Genomic DNA, 18661 nt, shown 5'->3' with positions numbered 1-18661 from the left:
TCACCTCGTCCGGTGGATCAGCGCCATGGCCTCGGCGCGGGTGGCGGCGTCGGTGCGCATCGAGCCGCGGACCGCCGAGGTGATCGTGCGGGCGCCGGCCTTGCGGACGCCACGCATCGTCATGCAGAGGTGCTCGGCCTCGATCACCACGATGACGCCGCGCGCCTCGAGGATCGTCATCAGCGCCTCGGCCACCTGGGTGGTGAGCCGCTCCTGGACCTGGGGTCTCTTGGCGTAGACGTCGACCAGGCGGGCCAGCTTGGACAGGCCGGTGATCTTGCCGCTCGGGGCCGGGATGTAGCCCACGTGGGCGACCCCGGTGAACGGCACCAGGTGGTGCTCGCACATCGACCACAGCTCGATGTCGCGCACCAGCACCATCTCGTCGTGGCCGAGGTCGAAGGTCGTGGTGAGCACGTCCTCGGGAGCCTGGCGGATGCCGGCGGTGAGCTCGGCGTAGGCGCGAGCCACCCGCGCCGGGGTGTCGAGCAGGCCCTCGCGGTCGGGGTTCTCGCCGATCGCGAAGAGGAGCTCGCGCACGGCGGCCTCGGCCCGGGCATGGTCGAACTCCGGCACGTCGGCCGGAGCCACGACCTGGCGGTCGATCGGGTCAACCACGTCGTGGCTCCACGTCAGGACGGCCAGGGAGGTGTCGGCTGGTCGCCGGTGCCGCCGAGACCGGGATCGTGGACGTCACCCCCGGGGCCGGGAGGCGTGACGATGGCGCCGCCCTCGGACGGCTGCTTGGCGAGGAGCCCGTTGGCTGCGACCCGGTCGCGGATGGCCTGCGGGATCTCGACCGCGGGGACCTCGGAGGGCCTGCGGGTGGGCGACCCGGTCCAGGCCGGGCGTCCGGGGTGGCGTCGCAGCGACTCGAAGATCTCGGCGACCTGCTCCTTGTCGAGGGTCTCCTTGTCGAGCAGCGCCAGGACCAGGGCGTCGAGCACGTCGCGGTTGGCCTCGAGGGCGTCGAACGCCTCCTGGTGGGCCGTCGTGAGGAGCTTGTTGACCTCGTCGTCGACGATCGCGGCGACGTCCTCGCTGTAGTTGCGCGCGTGGCCGAAGTCGCGACCGACGAACGGCTGCTCGTTGTCGCCGCCGAGCTTGATCGCCCCGAGGCGCTCGGTCATGCCGTACTGGGTGACCATCGCGCGGGCCAGGCTGGTGGCCTTCTCGATGTCGTTGCCGGCGCCCGTCGTCGGGTCGTGGAAGATCAGCTCCTCGGCCGCTCGGCCGCCCAGCATGTAGGCGAGCTTGTCGAGCAGCTCGGAGCGCGTCTGGGAGTACTTGTCCTCGTCGGGCAGCACCATCGTGTAGCCCAGCGCCCGCCCGCGCGGCAGGATCGTGATCTTGTGCACCGGGTCGGTCTGCGGCATGGCCGCCGCGACGAGGGCGTGGCCGCCCTCGTGGTAGGCCGTGACGAGCTTCTCCTTCTCGCTCATCAGGCGGGTACGGCGCTGGGGTCCGGCGATGACGCGGTCGATGGCCTCGTCGAGCGCGGCGGCGTCGATGACCTTGCTGTTGTTGCGCGCGGTGAGCAGCGCGGCCTCGTTGAGGACGTTGGCCAGGTCGGCACCGGAGAACCCCGGCGTACGGCGGGCGGTGTCCTCGAGCTTGATGTCGGCTGCCAGCGGCTTGCCGCGGGAGTGCACCTGGAGGATCTTGGTGCGCCCGGCGAGGTCGGGGGCGTCGACCGAGATCTGCCGGTCGAAGCGGCCCGGACGCAGCAGGGCCGGGTCGAGCACGTCGGGACGGTTGGTCGCGGCGATCAGGATGACGCCGCCGCGGACGTCGAAGCCGTCCATCTCGACCAGGAGCTGGTTGAGGGTCTGCTCGCGCTCGTCGTGGCCGCCGCCCATGCCGGTGCCGCGGTGACGCCCGACGGCGTCGATCTCGTCGATGAAGACGATCGCGGGGGCGTTCTCCTTGGCCTGCTCGAACAGGTCGCGGACCCGGCTCGCGCCGACGCCCACGAACATCTCGACGAAGTCGGAGCCCGAGATGGAGTAGAAGGGCACGCCCGCCTCACCGGCGACGGCGCGCGCGAGGAGGGTCTTGCCGGTGCCGGGCTGACCGTAGAGCAGCACGCCCTTGGGGATCTTGGCGCCGACGGCCTGGAACTTGGCCGGCTCCTGGAGGAACTCCTTGATCTCGCCGAGCTCCTCGACCGCCTCCTCGCAGCCGGCGACGTCGGCGAACGTGGTCTTGGGCATGTCCTTGGAGATCAGCTTGGCCTTGGACTTGCCGAACTGCATGACCCGGCCGCCGCCGCCCTGCACGCTGTTCATCAGCCACAGGAACAGCGCGATGATCAGGATGAACGGGATCAGGGTGAAGAAGATGCTGGCCAGGGTGCTGGGCTGGGGGTTCTCGGACTCGAGCTTCTCGAGGTTGCCGCCGTTGTCCTTCAGCTGGGCGTCGGCCTGAGCGATGATGCCCTGCTGCTGGCCGACCACCCACGACGAGGTGACCTTGGCGCCGTCCTTGCGCACGCCGTCGCGCAGGGTCGCCTCGATCTTCTGCTCACCGTCGATGAACTTGATCTCCTTGACCTCGTCCTTGGCGAGGTACTGCTGGAGGCGCGACGTCGGCACCTCGTCGTAGCCACCACCAGGCGAGATCAACAGCAGACCGGAGACGACGGCGATGACCGCCACTCCGATCCAGACCCAAGGACCCTTGAAAATCCGCTTCACGACCACTCTTCCGCAGGTAGCACGACTGGGTCCTCGACGGTACAGGTCGCCGCGGACGCTCCTATCCTCGCAGGAGCCTGGGTACGGCGCCCCGGCCCCCACGTCGGTCGAGGTGCGAAGGCCGCCAGGCCTGAGCCTCGAGACCCCAGCAGCCGCCGTACCCGACCCCACCCGAACACCAGATGACCCAGGCCGAGAGGACGTCGCTCACGACTGCAGGACACTGCGGGGGTCTCGAGGCTCGGCGCTAGGGCGCCTCACACCTCGACCGGCGTGGGGTCTCGAGGCTCGGCGCCTCGGCTGGCACGGGAACCTCAGCTGTAGACGTGCGGAGCGAGGGTGCCGATGTCGCGCAGGTTGCGGTAGCGCTCGCGGTAGTCGAGGCCGTAGCCGACGACGAACTCGTTGGGGATGTCCCAGCCGACGTACTTGACGTCGATGGGCATCTGCTGCGCCTCGGGCTTGCGCAGGAGGGTGCAGATCTCGACGCTGGCGGGGTTGCGCGAGGTGAGGTTGGAGGTCAGCCACGAGAGGGTCAGGCCGGTGTCGATGATCTCGTCGACGATGACGACGTGGCGCCCGGAGATGTCGGTGTCGAGGTCCTTGAGGATCCGGACGACGCCGCTGGACTTGGTGCCCGAGCCGTAGGAGGAGACCGCCATCCAGTCCATCTCGACGTGGCGGGTGAAGGAGCGGGCCATGTCGGCCATCACCATCACCGCACCGCGCAGGATGCCGACGATGAGGAGGTCCTGGCCGGCGTAGTCGACCTCGATGCGGGCCGCCAGCTCACCGACCTTCTCCTGGATCTGGGCTTCGGTGAAGAGGACGTTGACGAGGTCGTCGTCGACGTGGGCTGCGTCCATGCCGTCAGGCTAGTGGGGCCCGGACGAAACGCAGCACGTCGCCCTCCCGGATCGCCGTCACGTGGCCTGGGAGCTGGATCTGCTTGGGCAGGTGCTCGGTGTTCTGGACCTGCAGTGCGAGCGCCTTGATGTGCCCGGCGGTGAGCTCGGACGGCGGGCACCCGGCCCGCAACGCCGCCAGGCGGAGCATCCGGTGCCGGAGGGCGAGCGCGATCGGCTCGAGGGCCCACACGAGGAAGCCCAGCTCGTCGTCGTACAGCTCGCGGAAGTGGTGGGCGGCGAGCTCGTCGAGGACCTCGGTGTCGGCCTGGAGCTGGTCGGCGGTGCGGGCGAGCGCCTCGGCGATCCCGGGGCCGAGCTCGCGCTCGAGCACGGGCAGCAGGGACTGCCGCACCCGGGAGCGGGCGAAGCGGGGGTCCTGGTTGTGGGGGTCGGTCCACCACGAGATGCCCTCGGCGAGGCACGCGGCCTCGGTCTGCGCGCGGCGTACGTCGAGCAGCGGGCGCCAGAACCAGGGCGAGTCGGCCGCGACGTCGCGTTGGAACGACTCGCGCATGCCGGCCAGCGACCGCCCGCCGCTCCCCCGGGCCAGGCCCAGCAGCACGGTCTCGGCCTGGTCGTCGAGGGTGTGGCCGAGCAGCACCCTGGTCGCGCCGAAGTGGACCGCCATCTGGTCGAGCACGTCGTAGCGCGCCTCGCGCGCCCCCGCCTCGGGCCCCAGTCCGCCGGCGTCGACCTGCACGCGCGCCGACACCGTCTCGTCCACCCCCAGGTCGGCCATCTGCTGCACGACCCGCGCCGTGTGCTCGGCGGAACCGTCCTGGAGGCCGTGGTCGACCACCGCGCCGACGACGTGGACGTCGTGGCGCCGGGTCTCGAAGACCGTCGCCGCGAGCAGCGCGAGCGAGTCCGCGCCGCCGGAGCAGGCGACCAGCACACGTCGTACGTCGGGCTGGCGCAGCACCCGCCGCACGGCGAGCCGCACGGCAGCGACGCGGGGGTCGAGCGTCACGGCACGCTCAGCCCAGCACCCGCGACACCCAGGCGTCGGGGTCGGACAGCTCGGCCTTCGACGGCAGGTGCTCGGCGCGCTCCCAGACCGTGTTGAACTCGGCCATCCCGACCTTGTCCACGACGGAGCGGACGAACTGGGCGCCGTCGCGGTACTGCGCCATCTTGGCGTCGAGGCCGAGCAGGCGGCGCAGCATCCGGTCGAGGGTGCCGACGCCCTTGCGGCGGCGGGTGAAGCTCGTGCGGATGTCGTCGACCGTCGGGATGACGCTGGGTCCGACGCCGTCCATCACCACGTCGGCGTGGCCCTCGAGCAGCGACATCATCCCGGTCACGCGGTCGAGGATCTCGCGCTGCTCGGGAGTGCTGAGCAGCTCGACGATGCCGCCCTGGCCGATGCCCCCCTTGAGTCCCTCGGTCAGCCGGCGGACGACCTCGTCGACGCCGGACGGGCTCACGGTCGCCGACAGCGCCTGGACCTCGGAGAAGAGGTGGTCGCGCATCCACGGAACGGCCGTGAACTGCACGCGGTGGGTCTCCTCGTGCAGGCAGACCCACAACCGGAAGTCGGTCGGGTCGGCGTCGAGCTCGCGCTCGACGTGCACGATGTTGGGGGCGACCAGCAGGAGCCGCCCGTCGGGGGCGTGGAAGGGGTCGAACTGGCCGAGCACCTTGCCGGCCAGGAAGCCCAGCAGGCCGCCGACCTCGAGGCCGGTGACCCGCGAGCCCACGGCGAGCGAGACGCCGGACGGCGGCTTCTTGTTCTTGGCGCTGATCTGGTCGACCAGGGGCGAGACGAGGTGGCGGAACGCATCGGCGTTGGCCTGGACCCACCCGGCCCGGTCGACGACGAGGACCGGCGCGGTGTGCTCGGCGGCGACGAGCCCGGTGAAGTCGCGCACCAGCGCGGTCGAGCGGTCGGCCCCGGCCCGCAGCTCGGCGACCGCGTCGGCCGCCTCGGTCGGTGAGACGACCGGCCCCTGGCCGGCCAGCCGCGACGCGACCCGGACCGCGAGGTCCCAGTCGACCATCTCGGGGGCACCGTCGGGGGTCTGGCTCATGCGGCGAACCTACCGGTGGCGCGAAGGCCGAAAAGACATGAGACCCGCTCGAGGCCGGCTTCCCCAGAAGCGGCCGAGCGGGCCCTCACGTTGTCGTCGTCTCCGTCGTGCCGTTCCGCGATCCCCCCAGATGCGCGGTGCCGGCTCACGTCGACGTGTTACTCGACAGTACGAAGATGAACTCCACGCGCGATCCACGAGATCGCCAGCATTCGGTAACAGCGTCCGGTCCCCCGAGAGACCCGAGTGACGCGGGTGACCGCACGTGGCGCACGGGGCTCGAGTGGCGACGTCAGCCGGTGCAGGCGCAGGCGCCGAGGGCGGCGGCCGCGTCGTCGAGGGTCACGCGGGCCAGGAGGCTGCTCGCCGCGGGCACCCGGTCGGCCATCAGCACGAAGACCATCACGTTGCCGTCGACGTCGGTGGCCAGGCCGGCCAGGGCCGAGACGTTGGAGAGGGTGCCGGTCTTGGCCCGCACCCGCCCGCGACCCGCCGCCGGGCCCTGGTCCATGCGGTCGGTCAGCGACCCGGTGAACCCGGCCACCGGCAGCCCGGTGACGACCGCGCGCAGGCCCGGGTGGTCGTCGGACGCCGCGAGCCGGAGCACCTCGACCAGCACGGACGGGTCGAGGCGGTTGTCACGGGACAGGCCGCTGCCGTCGTGGAGGACGCTGTCGCCCAGGGCCACCCCGGCGTCGCGGAGCAGTCGTCGTACGCCGGCCCGGCCGGCCTGGATCGACCCCTCGCCCGACGTGGCGACGCCGACCTGGCGCAGCAGCACCTCGGCGGCATCGTTGTCGCTGACGTCGAGCAGTCGCTGGACGATCTGGGCCAGCGGCGCGCTGTCGACGGCGGCGACCGGGACGGCGCCGGAGGCGGCCCGCGCGGCGACGGGCCGGCCGACCACCGTGATCCCCGCGGCGGTGAGCGCCTCGACGAACGAGCGGGCCGCCTCGGCCGACGGGTCGGCCACGCGGCCCAGACCCTCGCGGACCCTGCCCCGGTCGACCCACAGCGCCGACGTCGGGCTGACCTCGCCGGAGGCGACGTAGCCGGACTCCCACCGGGAGTTGACCTGGGGGCCGTCGAAGAGGGTGTCGTCGTAGGCCAGGCTCACCCGGCGGGTGCCGTCGGCGGCGAGCGAGGCCGCGGTCTGCTCGGCCAGGTCCTGCAGGTCGGCGCGCGCCGGGTAGGGCCACAGCTCGCCGTCCCGGGTGGGACCGCGCTCGAGGAACGGGTCGCCACCGCCGACGAGGGTCAGCCGGCTGCCGCGCCGGCGGACCTCGGTGGTGAAGACGTGGTCGGGACCGAGCGCGAGCAGCGCGGCCGTGCTGGTGACGACCTTGGTGGTCGAGGCCGGGACGGCGGTGGCGTCGGACCGCCCGCCCAGCGTGTAGGCCGCGGCGTCGCCGTCGAGGGGCGCCACCTCGGCCAGCACGTGGGAACCCAGCGTGCGGTCGCGCAGGTAGCGCTGCAGGGCGCGGCGTACGGCGGTGGGGTCGACCGTCGGGGTGCTCTGCGAGACGAGCGCGACCGCCGGCGGGGCGACGACCTCGGGCACCTCGACACCGGGCGGCGGCGCCACCTCGGCGGGCTCGGAGGTGGGCGCGGCCGACGGGTCGTCGTCGCCGCGGAGCCGGTCGACGAGGTCGTAGCGGACCACGGCCACGCCGCCCGCCACGAGCAGGAGGACGACCACCAGCACCAGGGTGCCGCGGACACCGTCTCGACGGGCCACCCCGCGCTCCTCTCCCCTAGGTCAGCACTCGGGCGACACTGCGTCACCCTCGTGCACGGACCAGGACATTGTGCGGGACACTAGGGCCATCCGTGCGAGGCCCCCACGCCACCGCACCTCGCCCGCAGACACCCGGAGGAACCACGTGCTCGAGTTCGACGTACTCATCGAGATCCCCAAGGGCGAGCGCAACAAGTACGAGGTCGACCACGAGTCCGGCCGGATGCGCCTGGACCGGATGCTGTTCACCTCCACCCAGTACCCCGCCGACTACGGCTACATCGAGAACACCCTCGGCCTCGACGGCGACCCCCTCGACGCCCTGGTCCTGCTGCAGGCCCCGACGTTCCCGGGCTGCCTGATCAAGTGCCGCGCGATCGGCATGTTCCGGATGACCGACGAGGCCGGCGGTGACGACAAGGTCCTCTGCGTCCCGGCCACCGACCCGCGCCAGGAGCACATCCGCGACATCAACCACGTCCCGAAGTTCGACCGCCTCGAGATCCAGCACTTCTTCGAGGTCTACAAGGACCTCGAGCCCGGCAAGTCCGTCGAGGGCGCCGACTGGGTCGGCCGCACCGAGGCCGAGGCCGAGGTGCTCGCGTCCTTCGAGCGGCTCAAGAACGAGGGCGGCTCGCACCACTGAGCTGAACGGTCGCCTCGTCGGGAGCGCTGGGTCACCCGTTGGGAGATTCACCGCTGAGGTGGTGAAACTCTTGGCACTACGACGAACCTTCGTCGTGGAGGTGGGAGTTCCGGCGAGGTCGCTGGACGCGTTGGGAGTTTCACCGCCGAGGTGGTGAAACTCGCGGAGACACGACGAAGTTTCGTACCAGAAGTGCGAGTTCCGCCTGCGGCCGGAGCGACTGTCCTACGCGGGACAACCACGAACCGTCCCCAGGCGACGAAGATCGTCGTCCATCCACAGGGTCGGCGGCGGGCGCGTGCCGCGGGGTCGGCGCCGGGACACGGTCGTGCGCATGATGCGACCAGCCGAACGACACCCGATCTCCGACTTCTGCGATGCGTACGGACTCCTGCTCCGACGCAACGCGATCCTCCTGGGCGTGGACGACAACGCCTTGAAGAGACTCGTCGACGCCGCCGTACTGATCAGGCTCCGGCAGGGGTCCTATTGCCTGCGCTCCGTCTACCTGGCCGCTGACGAGGCCGAGCGCCATCGGCTGCTGTGTCGGGCCGTCATGCAGCAGTACGCCGAGCACGTCGCGCTGTCCCACGCCAGCAGCTGCCTGATGCTGGACGGACCCGACTTCGGCCTCGAGCTCGCCAACGCCCACCTCACCCACTTCTCCGGGAACGGCCGTCGCAACAGCCGGATCACCCACCACCAGGGCGAGTGCAACGTCCTCGATCTCACTCGACGATTCGGGTTCTGGCTCACCGTGCCCGCTCGGGCCGTGCTCGAGGTGGCGTGCACGGACGGCACCGAGCCGGCGCTGGTCCAGGCCAACCACTTCCTGCACACCGGTGCGACGACACGCGAGGAGCTGGCGGCGCACGCCGCGCGCGCCGACCGCTGGCCCGACTCTATCGGTCACCACGTCGTGCTCCTGCTCGCCGACAAGCGGATCGAGTCCGTGGGCGAGACCCGCTGCGACTACCTGTTCTTCACCACGGGTCTGCCACGACCGGTCCCGCAGTACGAGGTCAGGCACCCGGACGGCACGGTGGCTGCTCGGGTCGACTTCGCCTGGCCCGCGGCGAAGGTGATCGTCGAGTTCGACGGGCGCGAGAAGTACCACCGCTTCCGCCAGGAGGGGGAGTCGATCGCCCAGATGGTCGAGCGGGAGAAGAGGCGGGAGGACCTGATCCGTGAGCTGACCGGGTGGACGGTCATCCGTCTGGTCTGGTCCGACCTCGAGCTGCCCGAGCGCACCGCGGCCCGGATCCGGCGGGCGATGCGGGCCCCCTCCGTCGCCTGAGCGATCGAGCCGACCGCGCTGGGCCGGGCCGAAACTCCCGGTCCTGCGACGAAGTTTCGTCGTAGTGGAATGAGAATCACCGCCTCAGCGGAGATTTTCCGAACGGGTCCACTACCCCTTGACGCCACGGAAGTAGCCGATCGCCCCCGACCGCTCGATCACGGGATCGGGCACGCCTTGTGCCTGGAGCCAGTGGACGAGCTCGGCGCTCGTGCAGCCCGGGCCCATCAGGCCCGACAGGCGCCCGACGCGGCGTAGCGGCTCGTGCAGCAGGCCGGTGTCGTTGAGGATGGCACTGCCCAGCAGGACGCCGCCGGGTCGCAGCACCCGGACCATCTCGACCACCGCGCGGGCGGGGTCGGGGAAGCAGTGCAGACCGGTGAAGGAGACGACCGCGTCGAAGGAGTCGTCGGCGAAGGGCAGGTCCTCGACGTCGGCGACCTGCGGGGTCACCACGTCGGCCAGGCCGCGCGCCCGGGCAGCGCGCACCGTGCGGTCGAGCATGGCCGGGGAGATGTCGGCGGCGACGTAGTCGACGTCCTGGCCGGGACGCAGCCCGCGCAGCGCGACTCCCCCGCCGCACGGCACGTCGAGCACGCGCGAGCCTGCGGGCAGTCGGCCCAGCTCGTCGGTGGCGGCGTACAGACGGCCGAGGTCGCTCTGCAGCCCGGCCCGCCACACCAGGCCGCCCACCCGAGGGTGCTCGACGGACCAGTCGTAGACCGTGGCCCAGAGCGGGTCGTCGCCCCACCCGCCGAGCCCCGGGATCCTCACGCGATCGACCCTCGCTCGGCCCCGATCAGCTCGGGCGCGCGCAGCATCGCCTCGGGTACGGCGAGCCCGTCCACGAGGTCGCGGGCCAGCGGCCGGATCTTGCGGCACAGCGACGACACCTCGCGGCTGATCGCCTTGCTGCGCTGCGAGGTCAGGCGCCCGTGCTCCATGAACCAGGCCCGATCGGCCTCGATGCCGCCGAGCGCGTGCAGGTCGACGAGCAGGTTGAGGGCGACCTTGTTGTCGCCGTCCGGCAGCGTGGCGACCTTCTCGACGAACGCCTCGAGCACCAGCCGCTCCAGGTGGGCGCGCGCCGCCGCGATGACGTGGTCCTGCACCTGCGAGAAGACCGTGCCGGGGTTGAGCCCGCTGTCGATGCCGCGCTTGAGCCGACGCGCGACGCCGGCGATCGTGTGCTCCTCGCGGAAGCGGTACATCGCGAGCTGGTAGTCGGGGTCGAGCAGACCGGCGTCCTGGTCCCAGGTGCCGTCACCGCCGGGGAGCGCGTCCTTGATCCGCTCGAGGAGCTTGTGGACGCTGGTCTTCTCGATCACGGTCTCGACCGCGAGGCCGGCGACGAAGCGGACCATGCCGAGCTGGTCCATCTCCTCGAACTCGCTCGAGTACGCCGTCAGCAGGCCCTTGGCGACCAGCTGCAGCAGCACGTGGTTGTCGCCCTCGAAGGTGGTGAAGACGTCGGTGTCGGCCTTGAGCGCGGCGAACCGGTTCTCGGCGAGGTAGCCCGCACCCCCGCAGGCCTCGCGGCACTCCTGGATGGTGCGGGTCGCGTGCCACGTGCCGAGGGCCTTGGTGCCGGCCGCGCGCGACTCGAGCTCGCGCCGGGCCAGGTCGGGGTCGGCGTCCGGGTCGAGCGTGCCCGAGAAGACGCCGTGCACCTGGGCGGCGACGACCTCCTGGGCGACGTGCATCGCGTAGGTGCGGGCGAGAAGCGGGAGGAGCCGGCGCTGGTGCAGGCCGTAGTCGAGCAGCAGCTCCTCCTCGGTGCCGGTGGCCTCGAACTGGCGACGCTGCAGCGCGTAGCGGGTGGCGATGGTGATCGCGACCTTCGAGGCGTTGATCGCGGCCCCGCCGACGCACACCCGCCCCTGCACGAGCGTGCCGAGCATGGTGAAGAAGCGCTTGTTGGCGTTGTCGATGTCGCTGACGTAGACGCCGTCCTCGGTGACGTCGGCGAACCGGTTGAGCAGGGCCTCGCGCGGCACCCGCACGTCATCGAACCACAGCCGGCCGTTGTCGACGCCGTTGAGGCCCATCTTGAGGCCGTCGTCCTCGATCGTCACGCCGGGCGCGGGCTGTCCGTCGACCCGGATCGGCACGAGGAACGCGTGCACGCCCTTCGACTCCCCGCCGACGACGAGCTGGGCGAACACCGCCGCCATCTCGCCGTGGGCCGCGGCGTTGCCGATGTAGTCCTTCCAGGCGTCGGGACGCGTCGACTGCACGACGAACTCCCCGGTGTCGGCGTCGTACGTCGCCACGGTGCCGAGCGCCTGGACGTTGGAGCCGTGGCCGGTCTCGGTCATCGCGAAGCAGCCCATCAGCCGCCCGGACACGATGTCGGCGAGGTACCGCTCGTGGTGACGTGCGGTCCCGAGCTGGAGCACCGCGCCGCCGAACAGCCCGAACTGCACGCCGACCTTGACCAGCACGCTCAGGTCGCCCAGGGCGAGGGTCTCGAACGCCGCCAGGCTGGCCCCGATGTCGCCGCTGCCGCCGTATTCGGTCGGGAAGCCCATCGCCGTCTGTCCGGTGGCGGCCATCTCGACCACCACGTCGCGCACCCGGTCGCGGAACTCCGGGCGCGTCATCTCCTCCGCGTCGACCAGCACCCCGGCGTGCTCGACCAGCTGCGCGCGCACGGTACGGCGGACCTCGGCGTACCGCCCGTCGAGCAGCTCGGTCAGCGCGGGTACGTCGACCGTCGGCTCGACGTACCCGTCACCACGCCGGTTGCTCGCATCGCTCGGGTCGCTGGTGTCGCTGGTGTCGCTCGGGGGGACGGTGTCGGTCGCCATGTCGTCACGCTAGCGAGCCGACGCCCGGGAGCCGCCCACCTGTCGGTGTGGTGCGGGCCGGGTCAGGGACGCGCGTAGAACGACGGCGTGATCCAGTAGTAGAGGGACTCCTCGGTCACCGGCTTGCCGGGGCGGGGGGCGTGGATGATCATGCCGTTCCCGGCGTAGAGGGCCACGTGGTAGATCTGCGACGGTCCGCCGTCGCTCCAGAACACCAGGTCGCCGGGCTGGAGGTCGCTCGCGCTGATCGGGGTCGACTGCTCGTACTGCGCGACGGAGTAGTGCGGGAGGGACTTGCCGCCGGCACTCCAGGCGCCCATGGTCAGGCCCGAGCAGTCCCACTGGTCGGGGCCGGCCGCGGCCCACACGTAGGGCTCACCGAGCTGGTTGCGGGCGAAAGCCACGGCGGCGGCCGCTCCGCCGCTCGGCGACGGGGCCGGCGCGGGGTCGGGGTCGGGAGCCGGCGCGGGGTCCGGGGTGTCCTCCTGCTGGTCCTGCTGGTCCTGCCGGTCCTGCCGGTCGGCACGGTCCCGGGCGGCCTGCTGGCGCACCCGCTCCTGACGGGCGAGCTCGTCGCGGCGCGACTGCTCGCGGCGAGCCTCCTCGCGGCGGGCCTGCTCGGCCCGAGCGGCGCGCTCCGCGGCCGCCTCGGCGGCCTTGCGGGCCAGACCGTCCTCGCGGCTCTGGGCCAGGCGGACGCTGACGCCCTGCAGGCGCGCCAGCTCGGCCACCAGCTGCTTCTCACGCGCCGCGGCCGCCTGCTCGGCCTGCACGGCCTCGTCGGCCAGCGCCTGGGCCTGGTCGTGCGCCTTCTGGGCGGCAGCGGCCTTGGCGTCGGCCTCGGCCTTGGCCTTGTCGGCGCGGTCGCGGGCGGCGGCGGCGGCGTCCTCGGCCTCGTGGAACGCCTCGGCGCGCGACCCGAGGGCCTGCTGCCCCATCCGCGCCGAGCCGAGCTCGTCGAGCAGGCTGCTGAGGCCGTCGGCCTCCAGGACCGAGTCGACGACGGCCAGCTCGTTGGCCCCGGTGTAGGTGTTGAGCGCGGCCCGGCGGTAGGTCACCCCGAGCCGGCGTACCTGGGCGGTCGCGTCGACCTCGGCGGCGCGGGCCAGCGCCGCCTTGTCGCGCGCCTGGCCGGCGGCGTACCGCGCACCGTTGTAGGCCTCGGCGGCCTTGGCGGCGCGGACCTGGGTCTGCTCGGCGGCGTCGTGGGCCGCGGCGAGCTCGGCGCGCACCCCGGCCACGTCGCGCTGGCCGGCCTGGGCCGCCGCGCGGGCGTCACGGACCTCGCTGCGGGTCGGGACGGGGCTGTCGTCGTCGGCGTGCGCCGCCACGGTCAGCCCGGCCACGAGGGCGCAGGCAACGGTCAGGGAGGCAGCCATCCGAGGCGACACGAGTCTCACAAGTCACAACGGAAACAGAAGTTCACAGAAGTCACAAGTGCAACGGCGTGTCGCCTTGACAATTACATTGTTGTAGTTCGCGAACTACACCGGTGTCATTCGCTCGGGAGGACCCACCGGCGGCTCCTCGACGACCTCGTCCGCCGTCTCGAGCCGTGCCCGGTGGCGGTCGAAACGCTGTCCGGTGGCCAGGCCACCGAGGTAGAACGAGACGAGGGCGAGCATGATCCCGGCGATGTCGTCGGCGATGTAGTGCCAGCCGAAGTAGAGGGTCGCCACGACGGTCAGGCCGAAGTTGGTCCAGAAGATCCGCTTGACCCAGACGTTGCGGACGGTGAACTGCACCATCAGTGCCCAGAGCAGGGTGATGCCGCAGTGGAGGCTCGCGAACCCGGCGACGGAGTTGACGATGCCCTCGACGCTCTGGCCGTCGTAGCTGCCGTTGAGCAGGGTGGCGCGGTTCTTGTAGAGCGAGGCGAGCAGGTCGGTGGTGCCGGTGTGCGCGAGCTCGGTGTAGCCGGGCTGGTAGTAGAAGGCCGGGCCCAACGTCGGCAGGGCGTAGTAGGAGGCGGTGCCGAGGGCCCAGGCGAAGCACTGGGAGGCCACGAACCAGTAGCCGAACGAGATCCGCCGCGACCAGACGATCCAGGCCATCACCAGCAGCGGCACCATCGCCACGAACAGCAGGTAGATCGTCGACAGCACGTGGGCGGCGACGTTGGTGCCGAGCAGGTCGTGGAGCAGCGGGCCGGGCCGGTGGCCGAACAGCAGCACCCGGTCGACCGTGTTGAGCTCGCGGTCGAACATCTGGTCCTGGTCCTGGAAGTCGCGCACGAACGGCAGCGCCGACTTGAGGTTGCGGTAGCCGACGTAGGTCACGTAGAAGCAGGTGACCCCCAGGACGACCAGGGTGATCCGGTCGCGGGTCCAGTGGGTGGCGAGCCGCTCGCGCACGACGGGCAGCATCGCACTGCGCCGCAGCCGGGAGTGCCACAGCATCCGGGGCACGAGGTCGAGCGCCAGGCAGAGCGACAGCAGCGCCGGCAGCCGGATCCAGGACGGTCCTAGGAACGACCCCTCCGGGTCGAGCAGCGGCTGGTCGTAGCGCTGCGCGATGACGAAGGCGAGGATTCCGGTGGTGGCCGCGACCGCGATGCAGACGATGATGGCGCGGCGATACATCCCGTCAGTCTAGGAGGCTGCTCGGTCCGGCGCCGATCGGCGCCGTGCGGGCGGGATCGACGCCCAGCCGGACCCGGTCGCCGGGGGCGGCCGTGCTGCCCGGGCCCGCGACCGCGTCGACCTCGCCGACGCCGTCGACCGCGATCACCAGGCGCAGGTGGTCGGGGGTGGCCCGGGCCGAGCGGACCTCGCCCTCGAGCCGGCCGGCGGGCTCGAGCGTCAGGGCCGAGCGGCGTACGGCGACCGCCGGCGCGGGCGGCAGGCCGGCGGCCTCGAGCACGAGGGCGGCGGGGCGGCCCTCGAGCACCCGGGCGTAGCCCAGGAAGAGCGCCGTCGCGGCGTCGACCGGGCGCGCCCACACCTGGGCGATGTCGCCCTGCTGCACGATGCGGCCGTCGCGCATCACGACGAGCCGGTCGGCCAGGGCGAACGCCTCCTCCTGGTCGTGGGTGACGACGAGGGTGGTGGTGCCGGCGGTGCGCAGGATGTCGCGCAGGTCGGCGGCCAGGCGCTCGCGCAGCCCCGTGTCGAGCGCCGAGAGCGGCTCGTCGAGGAGCAGCAGCCGGGGGTCGGCGGCTAGCGACCGGGCCAGCGCCACCCGCTGCCGCTCGCCGCCGGACAGCGTGGCGGGGAGCCGGTCGGCGTACCCCTCGAGCCCGACGAGCGCGAGCAGCTCGGCCACCCGCCCGGCCATCGGTGGTCGTGCCCCTCGAGACTGTCGGGACCGTCGGGACCGCACCCGCAGCGGGTACCCGACGTTGCGCGCGACGGTGAGGTGGCCGAAGAGCTGCCCGTCCTGGAACATCAGGGCGAAGCCTCGCTGGTGGGTCGGCGTGCCGACGAGGTCCGTGCCGTCCCAGGCGATGGTGCCGGTGGTGGGGCGCTCGAGGCCCGCGACGGCGCGCAGAAGCGTCGACTTGCCGCACCCGGACGGGCCGAGGACCGCGACGACGCTGCCGTCGGGCACCTCGAGGCTGGCGTCGACGACGGCGGGGACGCCGTCGTAGTCGACGTGGAGGTGGTCGAGGGTGAGCACTGCTCTCACCACGCTCCGAGAGCGGGGACACGGAGCCGCTCGACCGCGAGCATCACGACGGCCGTCGTGGCCGCGAGCACGACGGAGGCGGCCAGCGCCGCACCGTAGTCGCCGACCCCGGGGTGCCCGATCAGCCGGAAGATCACGACCGGCATGGTCGGCGCCTCGTCGCGCACGAGGAACGACGTCGCGCCGAACTCCCCCAGCGACACCGCGAACGCGAAGCCCGCCGCAGCCAGCACCGGACGCCACGCGGCCGGCAGGTCGACGGTGGCGAACACGCGCAGCGGACCGGCGCCCAGTGACGCCGCGGCCTGGCGCTGCCGGTCGTCGAGGCCGGCGAGCACCGGCACCAGCGTGCGGACGACGAGGGGCAGCGCCACCAGGGCCTGGGCTAGAGGCACCAGGAGCGGGGAGCTGCGCAGGTCGAGCGGCGGCGAGTCGAGGGTGATCAGGAAGCCGAAGCCCAGTGTCACCGCCGAGACGCCCAGCGGCAGCATGAAGAAGCCGTCGAGCACCCCGCGCAGCCGGCGCTCGGCGCGCCCGCGCGACCGGCGGGTGACGACGACCGCCACGAGCCCCCCGAGCAGCAGCGCCATCCAGGTCGCGTCGACGGCGACCCGCAGGCTGGTGACGAGCGCGTCGAGCACCGGGACGACCAGGGTCGGGTCGCCGGGCGTCCCGCCGCGACCCGAGAGGGCGCGGTAGTGCTCGAGGGTCCACCCGCCGCCCCCCGGTCCCCCGGTGCGCAGCGAGCCGACGACGAGCGCGACCACCGGGGTGGCCACCGCCGCGAGCAGCGCGGCGGTGACGGCGAGCTGGGGCAGGTCGCGGCGTCGTACGGGCTGGGCGGGGGCGGTCGAGCGGGCCGTGGTGGCGTCCGGCGTACGGCGCGCGCGACCGGCGACGACGAGCAGACCCACGACGACGACCAGCTGGAGCACCGAGAGCGCTGCGGCGGCGGGCAGGTCGAGCAGGTCGGTGGTGAGCAGGTAGATCTCGGTCTCGACCGACGCGTAGCGCGAGCCGCCCAGCGTGAGCACGACGCCGAACGCCGTCGCACAGAACAGGAACACCACGCTGGCCGCCGACACGATCGCCGGTCGCAGCGCCGGCAGGGTGACCGTGCGGAAGACCGTGGCGGGACCGGCGCCCAGCGAGGCGGCCGCCTCGGCCGGGCGGTGGTCGAGGCCCTCCCAGGTGGCCCCGACGGTGCGGATCACCACGGCCACGTTGAAGAACACCAGCGCGGTGACGATGCCGGCGGGGGTGCCGTCGAGACCCAGCACGCCGAGCGGGCCGCCGTCACGCAGCAGCTGCCGGAACGCCACGCCCACCACCACCGTCGGCAGCACGAACGGCACCAGCAGCAGCCCCCGCACCAGGCCGCGCCCCGGGAAGCGCAGCCGGTGCAGCACGTAGGCCGCAGGGAGGCCGAGCGCGACGCTGAGCGCCGTGGCGACCGAGGCGGTCCACACGGTGAACCAGAGGACGCGGTGCACCCGGGGCCGGGTCAGGACCTCGGCGACCGCGCCGGGGTCGAACGTCCCGTCGGGCCAGAACCCCCGCCCCACCATGCCCACGACCGGCAGCACGAAGAAGACGCCGAGCACCGCGACCGGCAGCGCGGCGAGCCCGAGCAGGGTCGCGGTGCGTCTCATGGACGGGGCCTCACCGGGTGGTGAGGTCGGTCCACTCCCGCAGCCACGCGTCGCGCTGCGCGGTGACCTCGTCGGGGTCGACGGTCTTGGGGGCGGTCGGCCGCTTGGCGAACGTCGCCCACGCCGTCGGGAGCGGGACCCCGTCGGCGACGGGGAAGACGTACATGCTGTCGGGCAGGGCCGCCTGCACCTCGGGGCTGACCAGCCAGGCGAGGACCTTCTTGGCACCCTCCGGGTTGTCGCCGCCGGCCAGTGTGCCGGCGTACTCGACCTGCAGGAAGCAGGTGTCGAGCAGCGCGCTCGTCGTGCTGGTCGTGCCGCCCTCGGGCACCGTGAACGCCGGGCTCGAGTCGTACGACGTCACGATCGGCCGGTCGCCCGCGCCGCCGCCCTGGGTGAAGTCGACCTGGTAGGCGTCGGTCCAGCCGCTGGCGATGCGGGTGCCGTTGGCCATCAGCCGCTTCCAGTACGCCGGCCAGTCGTCGCCGTACTCCGCGATCGTCGCGAGCAGGAAGGCCAGCCCCGGGCTGCTCGTCGCCGCCGACGGCGTGACGAACAGGTTCTTGTAGCGCGGGTCGGTGAGGTCCTCGAAGGTCGCCGGCGGGTCGAGCTTCTTCTTCGCGAAGTAGGTGTCGTCGACGTTGACGCACACGTTGCCGTTGTCGACCGGCACCAGCGCATGGTCGTCGTCGCCCGGCAGGTCGTAGGCATCGGCGCCGGCGGGGAGGTCGACGTCCGCCGCCGCGAACACGCCCTCGTCGAGCGCCCGGCTCGCGAACGCGTTGTCGACACCGAAGGCGACGTCGCCGACGGGGTTGCTCTTGGTCAGGACCAGCTTGTTGGTCAGCTCCCCGGCGTCGCCGGACTTGCGGACCTCGAGGGTCAGGTCGTTCTTCTTCTCGAAGTCGGCGACCAGGTCCTCGGGCAGCGCGAACGAGTCGTGCACGACGAGCACCACCGTCTCGCGGTCGCCACCCGCCGCCCCGTCGTCGTCCCCGCCGACCAACGAGCACGACGTCATCGTCATGCTCACGATCGTCGCCGCTGCCGCCGCACGCCACACGTGATTCATCTGGACTCCCTTCGCCGGTGCTAACCGGAGCAGGTTCGGAGGGTCTGCGGCTCGTCCGCACTCTCAGCACGCGCTAGTCGTGCTCCCCTGTCTTGTGCTCGCCACAGTAGCGGTGGGCTCGGCGCTCAACCGGGGTGGTCCCGAGACAGGCGCCAGCACGCCGTCCTCGACCGACGTGCGCACGG

Annotated in this window: 15 protein-coding genes and 1 riboswitch; of the genes, 2 read left to right on the top strand and 13 right to left on the bottom strand. The window is 72.3% G+C overall.

The genetic code is table 11. From position 1 onward, the window contains the following. From folE to dacB, 6 genes are all read right to left on the bottom strand, one after another. Positions 1–576: a GTP cyclohydrolase I FolE gene (gene folE, locus FJQ56_RS19420; protein WP_246084294.1), complete on the bottom strand. Its 576-nt coding sequence runs from the start codon at positions 574–576 to the stop codon at positions 1–3. Positions 577–632: 56 nt separating this feature from the next. Next, positions 633–2702: an ATP-dependent zinc metalloprotease FtsH gene (ftsH, locus tag FJQ56_RS19415; protein ID WP_140011255.1), complete on the bottom strand. Its 2070-nt coding sequence runs from the start codon at positions 2700–2702 to the stop codon at positions 633–635. 308 nt (positions 2703–3010) lie between these two features. Further along, on the bottom strand, positions 3011–3562 hold the full coding sequence (hpt, locus tag FJQ56_RS19410) for a hypoxanthine phosphoribosyltransferase (RefSeq protein ID WP_140011254.1): 552 nt from the start codon (positions 3560–3562) through the stop codon (positions 3011–3013). Positions 3563–3566: 4 nt separating this feature from the next. After that, positions 3567–4574 (bottom strand): tRNA lysidine(34) synthetase TilS, encoded by a 1008-nt coding sequence (gene tilS / locus FJQ56_RS19405; protein WP_140011253.1) that lies wholly within the window; start codon positions 4572–4574, stop codon positions 3567–3569. Between the two features lie 7 nt (positions 4575–4581). Next, positions 4582–5634 (bottom strand): zinc-dependent metalloprotease, encoded by a 1053-nt coding sequence (locus FJQ56_RS19400; RefSeq protein WP_246084262.1) that lies wholly within the window; start codon positions 5632–5634, stop codon positions 4582–4584. A 292-nt stretch (positions 5635–5926) separates the two neighbouring features. Next, positions 5927–7372: a D-alanyl-D-alanine carboxypeptidase/D-alanyl-D-alanine endopeptidase gene (dacB, locus tag FJQ56_RS19395; protein WP_140011252.1), complete on the bottom strand. Its 1446-nt coding sequence runs from the start codon at positions 7370–7372 to the stop codon at positions 5927–5929. 145 nt (positions 7373–7517) lie between these two features. Here dacB and FJQ56_RS19390 point away from each other — a divergent pair, with 145 nt between their 5' ends. Together FJQ56_RS19390 and FJQ56_RS19385 are read left to right on the top strand one after the other, a co-directional pair. Beyond that, positions 7518–8018, top strand: a complete 501-nt coding sequence (locus FJQ56_RS19390; protein WP_140011251.1) for an inorganic diphosphatase — start codon at positions 7518–7520, stop codon at positions 8016–8018. A 334-nt stretch (positions 8019–8352) separates the two neighbouring features. Next, complete coding sequence (locus FJQ56_RS19385; protein ID WP_140011250.1) at positions 8353–9315, top strand: hypothetical protein; 963 nt, start codon at positions 8353–8355, stop codon at positions 9313–9315. A gap of 111 nt (positions 9316–9426) precedes the next feature. Here the strand turns inward: FJQ56_RS19385 and FJQ56_RS19380 are convergent, their stop codons facing one another. From FJQ56_RS19380 to FJQ56_RS19350, 7 genes are all read right to left on the bottom strand, one after another. Then, positions 9427–10089: a class I SAM-dependent methyltransferase gene (locus FJQ56_RS19380; RefSeq protein WP_170215481.1), complete on the bottom strand. Its 663-nt coding sequence runs from the start codon at positions 10087–10089 to the stop codon at positions 9427–9429. Next, a complete protein-coding gene (locus tag FJQ56_RS19375; protein WP_140011248.1) occupies positions 10086–12125 on the bottom strand; it encodes an acyl-CoA dehydrogenase family protein in 2040 nt (679 codons plus the stop codon). The genes FJQ56_RS19380 and FJQ56_RS19375 overlap by 4 nt, the downstream gene beginning before the upstream one ends. Before the next feature lie 62 nt (positions 12126–12187). Next, positions 12188–13504, bottom strand: coding sequence for a C40 family peptidase (locus FJQ56_RS19370; RefSeq protein WP_140011247.1), 1317 nt, complete (start codon positions 13502–13504; stop codon positions 12188–12190). Positions 13505–13609: 105 nt separating this feature from the next. Continuing rightward, positions 13610–14707, bottom strand: coding sequence for a phosphatase PAP2 family protein (locus tag FJQ56_RS19365; RefSeq protein ID WP_140011246.1), 1098 nt, complete (start codon positions 14705–14707; stop codon positions 13610–13612). A 4-nt stretch (positions 14708–14711) separates the two neighbouring features. Further along, a complete protein-coding gene (locus FJQ56_RS19360; protein ID WP_246084261.1) occupies positions 14712–15755 on the bottom strand; it encodes an ABC transporter ATP-binding protein in 1044 nt (347 codons plus the stop codon). Continuing rightward, on the bottom strand, positions 15749–17404 hold the full coding sequence (locus FJQ56_RS19355; protein ID WP_140011245.1) for an ABC transporter permease: 1656 nt from the start codon (positions 17402–17404) through the stop codon (positions 15749–15751). The genes FJQ56_RS19360 and FJQ56_RS19355 overlap by 7 nt, the downstream gene beginning before the upstream one ends. 10 nt (positions 17405–17414) lie before the next feature. Further along, positions 17415–18431, bottom strand: coding sequence for a thiamine ABC transporter substrate-binding protein (locus FJQ56_RS19350; RefSeq protein ID WP_246084260.1), 1017 nt, complete (start codon positions 18429–18431; stop codon positions 17415–17417). Positions 18432–18465: 34 nt separating this feature from the next. Further along, positions 18466–18575, bottom strand: a riboswitch (TPP riboswitch). Between the last annotated feature and the right edge of the window lie 86 nt (positions 18576–18661).

Source organism: Nocardioides plantarum, from assembly GCF_006346395.1.
Taxonomy (GTDB): domain Bacteria; phylum Actinomycetota; class Actinomycetes; order Propionibacteriales; family Nocardioidaceae; genus Nocardioides; species Nocardioides plantarum.
This window is presented reverse-complemented; position numbering and strand designations above follow the sequence as displayed.

Excerpts from the sequence above, each read along its gene's own strand:
- hpt (WP_140011254.1), bottom strand. The coding sequence starts at position 3,562 with ATGGACGCAGCCCACGTCGACGACGACCTCGTCAACGTCCTCTTCACC.
- FJQ56_RS19400 (WP_246084262.1), bottom strand. The coding sequence starts at position 5,634 with ATGAGCCAGACCCCCGACGGTGCCCCCGAGATGGTCGACTGGGACCTC.
- FJQ56_RS19385 (WP_140011250.1), top strand. The coding sequence starts at position 8,353 with ATGATGCGACCAGCCGAACGACACCCGATCTCCGACTTCTGCGATGCG.
- FJQ56_RS19375 (WP_140011248.1), bottom strand. The coding sequence starts at position 12,125 with ATGGCGACCGACACCGTCCCCCCGAGCGACACCAGCGACACCAGCGAC.
- FJQ56_RS19370 (WP_140011247.1), bottom strand. The coding sequence starts at position 13,504 with ATGGCTGCCTCCCTGACCGTTGCCTGCGCCCTCGTGGCCGGGCTGACC.
- FJQ56_RS19365 (WP_140011246.1), bottom strand. The coding sequence starts at position 14,707 with ATGTATCGCCGCGCCATCATCGTCTGCATCGCGGTCGCGGCCACCACC.
- FJQ56_RS19355 (WP_140011245.1), bottom strand. The coding sequence starts at position 17,404 with ATGAGACGCACCGCGACCCTGCTCGGGCTCGCCGCGCTGCCGGTCGCG.
- FJQ56_RS19350 (WP_246084260.1), bottom strand. The coding sequence starts at position 18,431 with ATGACGATGACGTCGTGCTCGTTGGTCGGCGGGGACGACGACGGGGCG.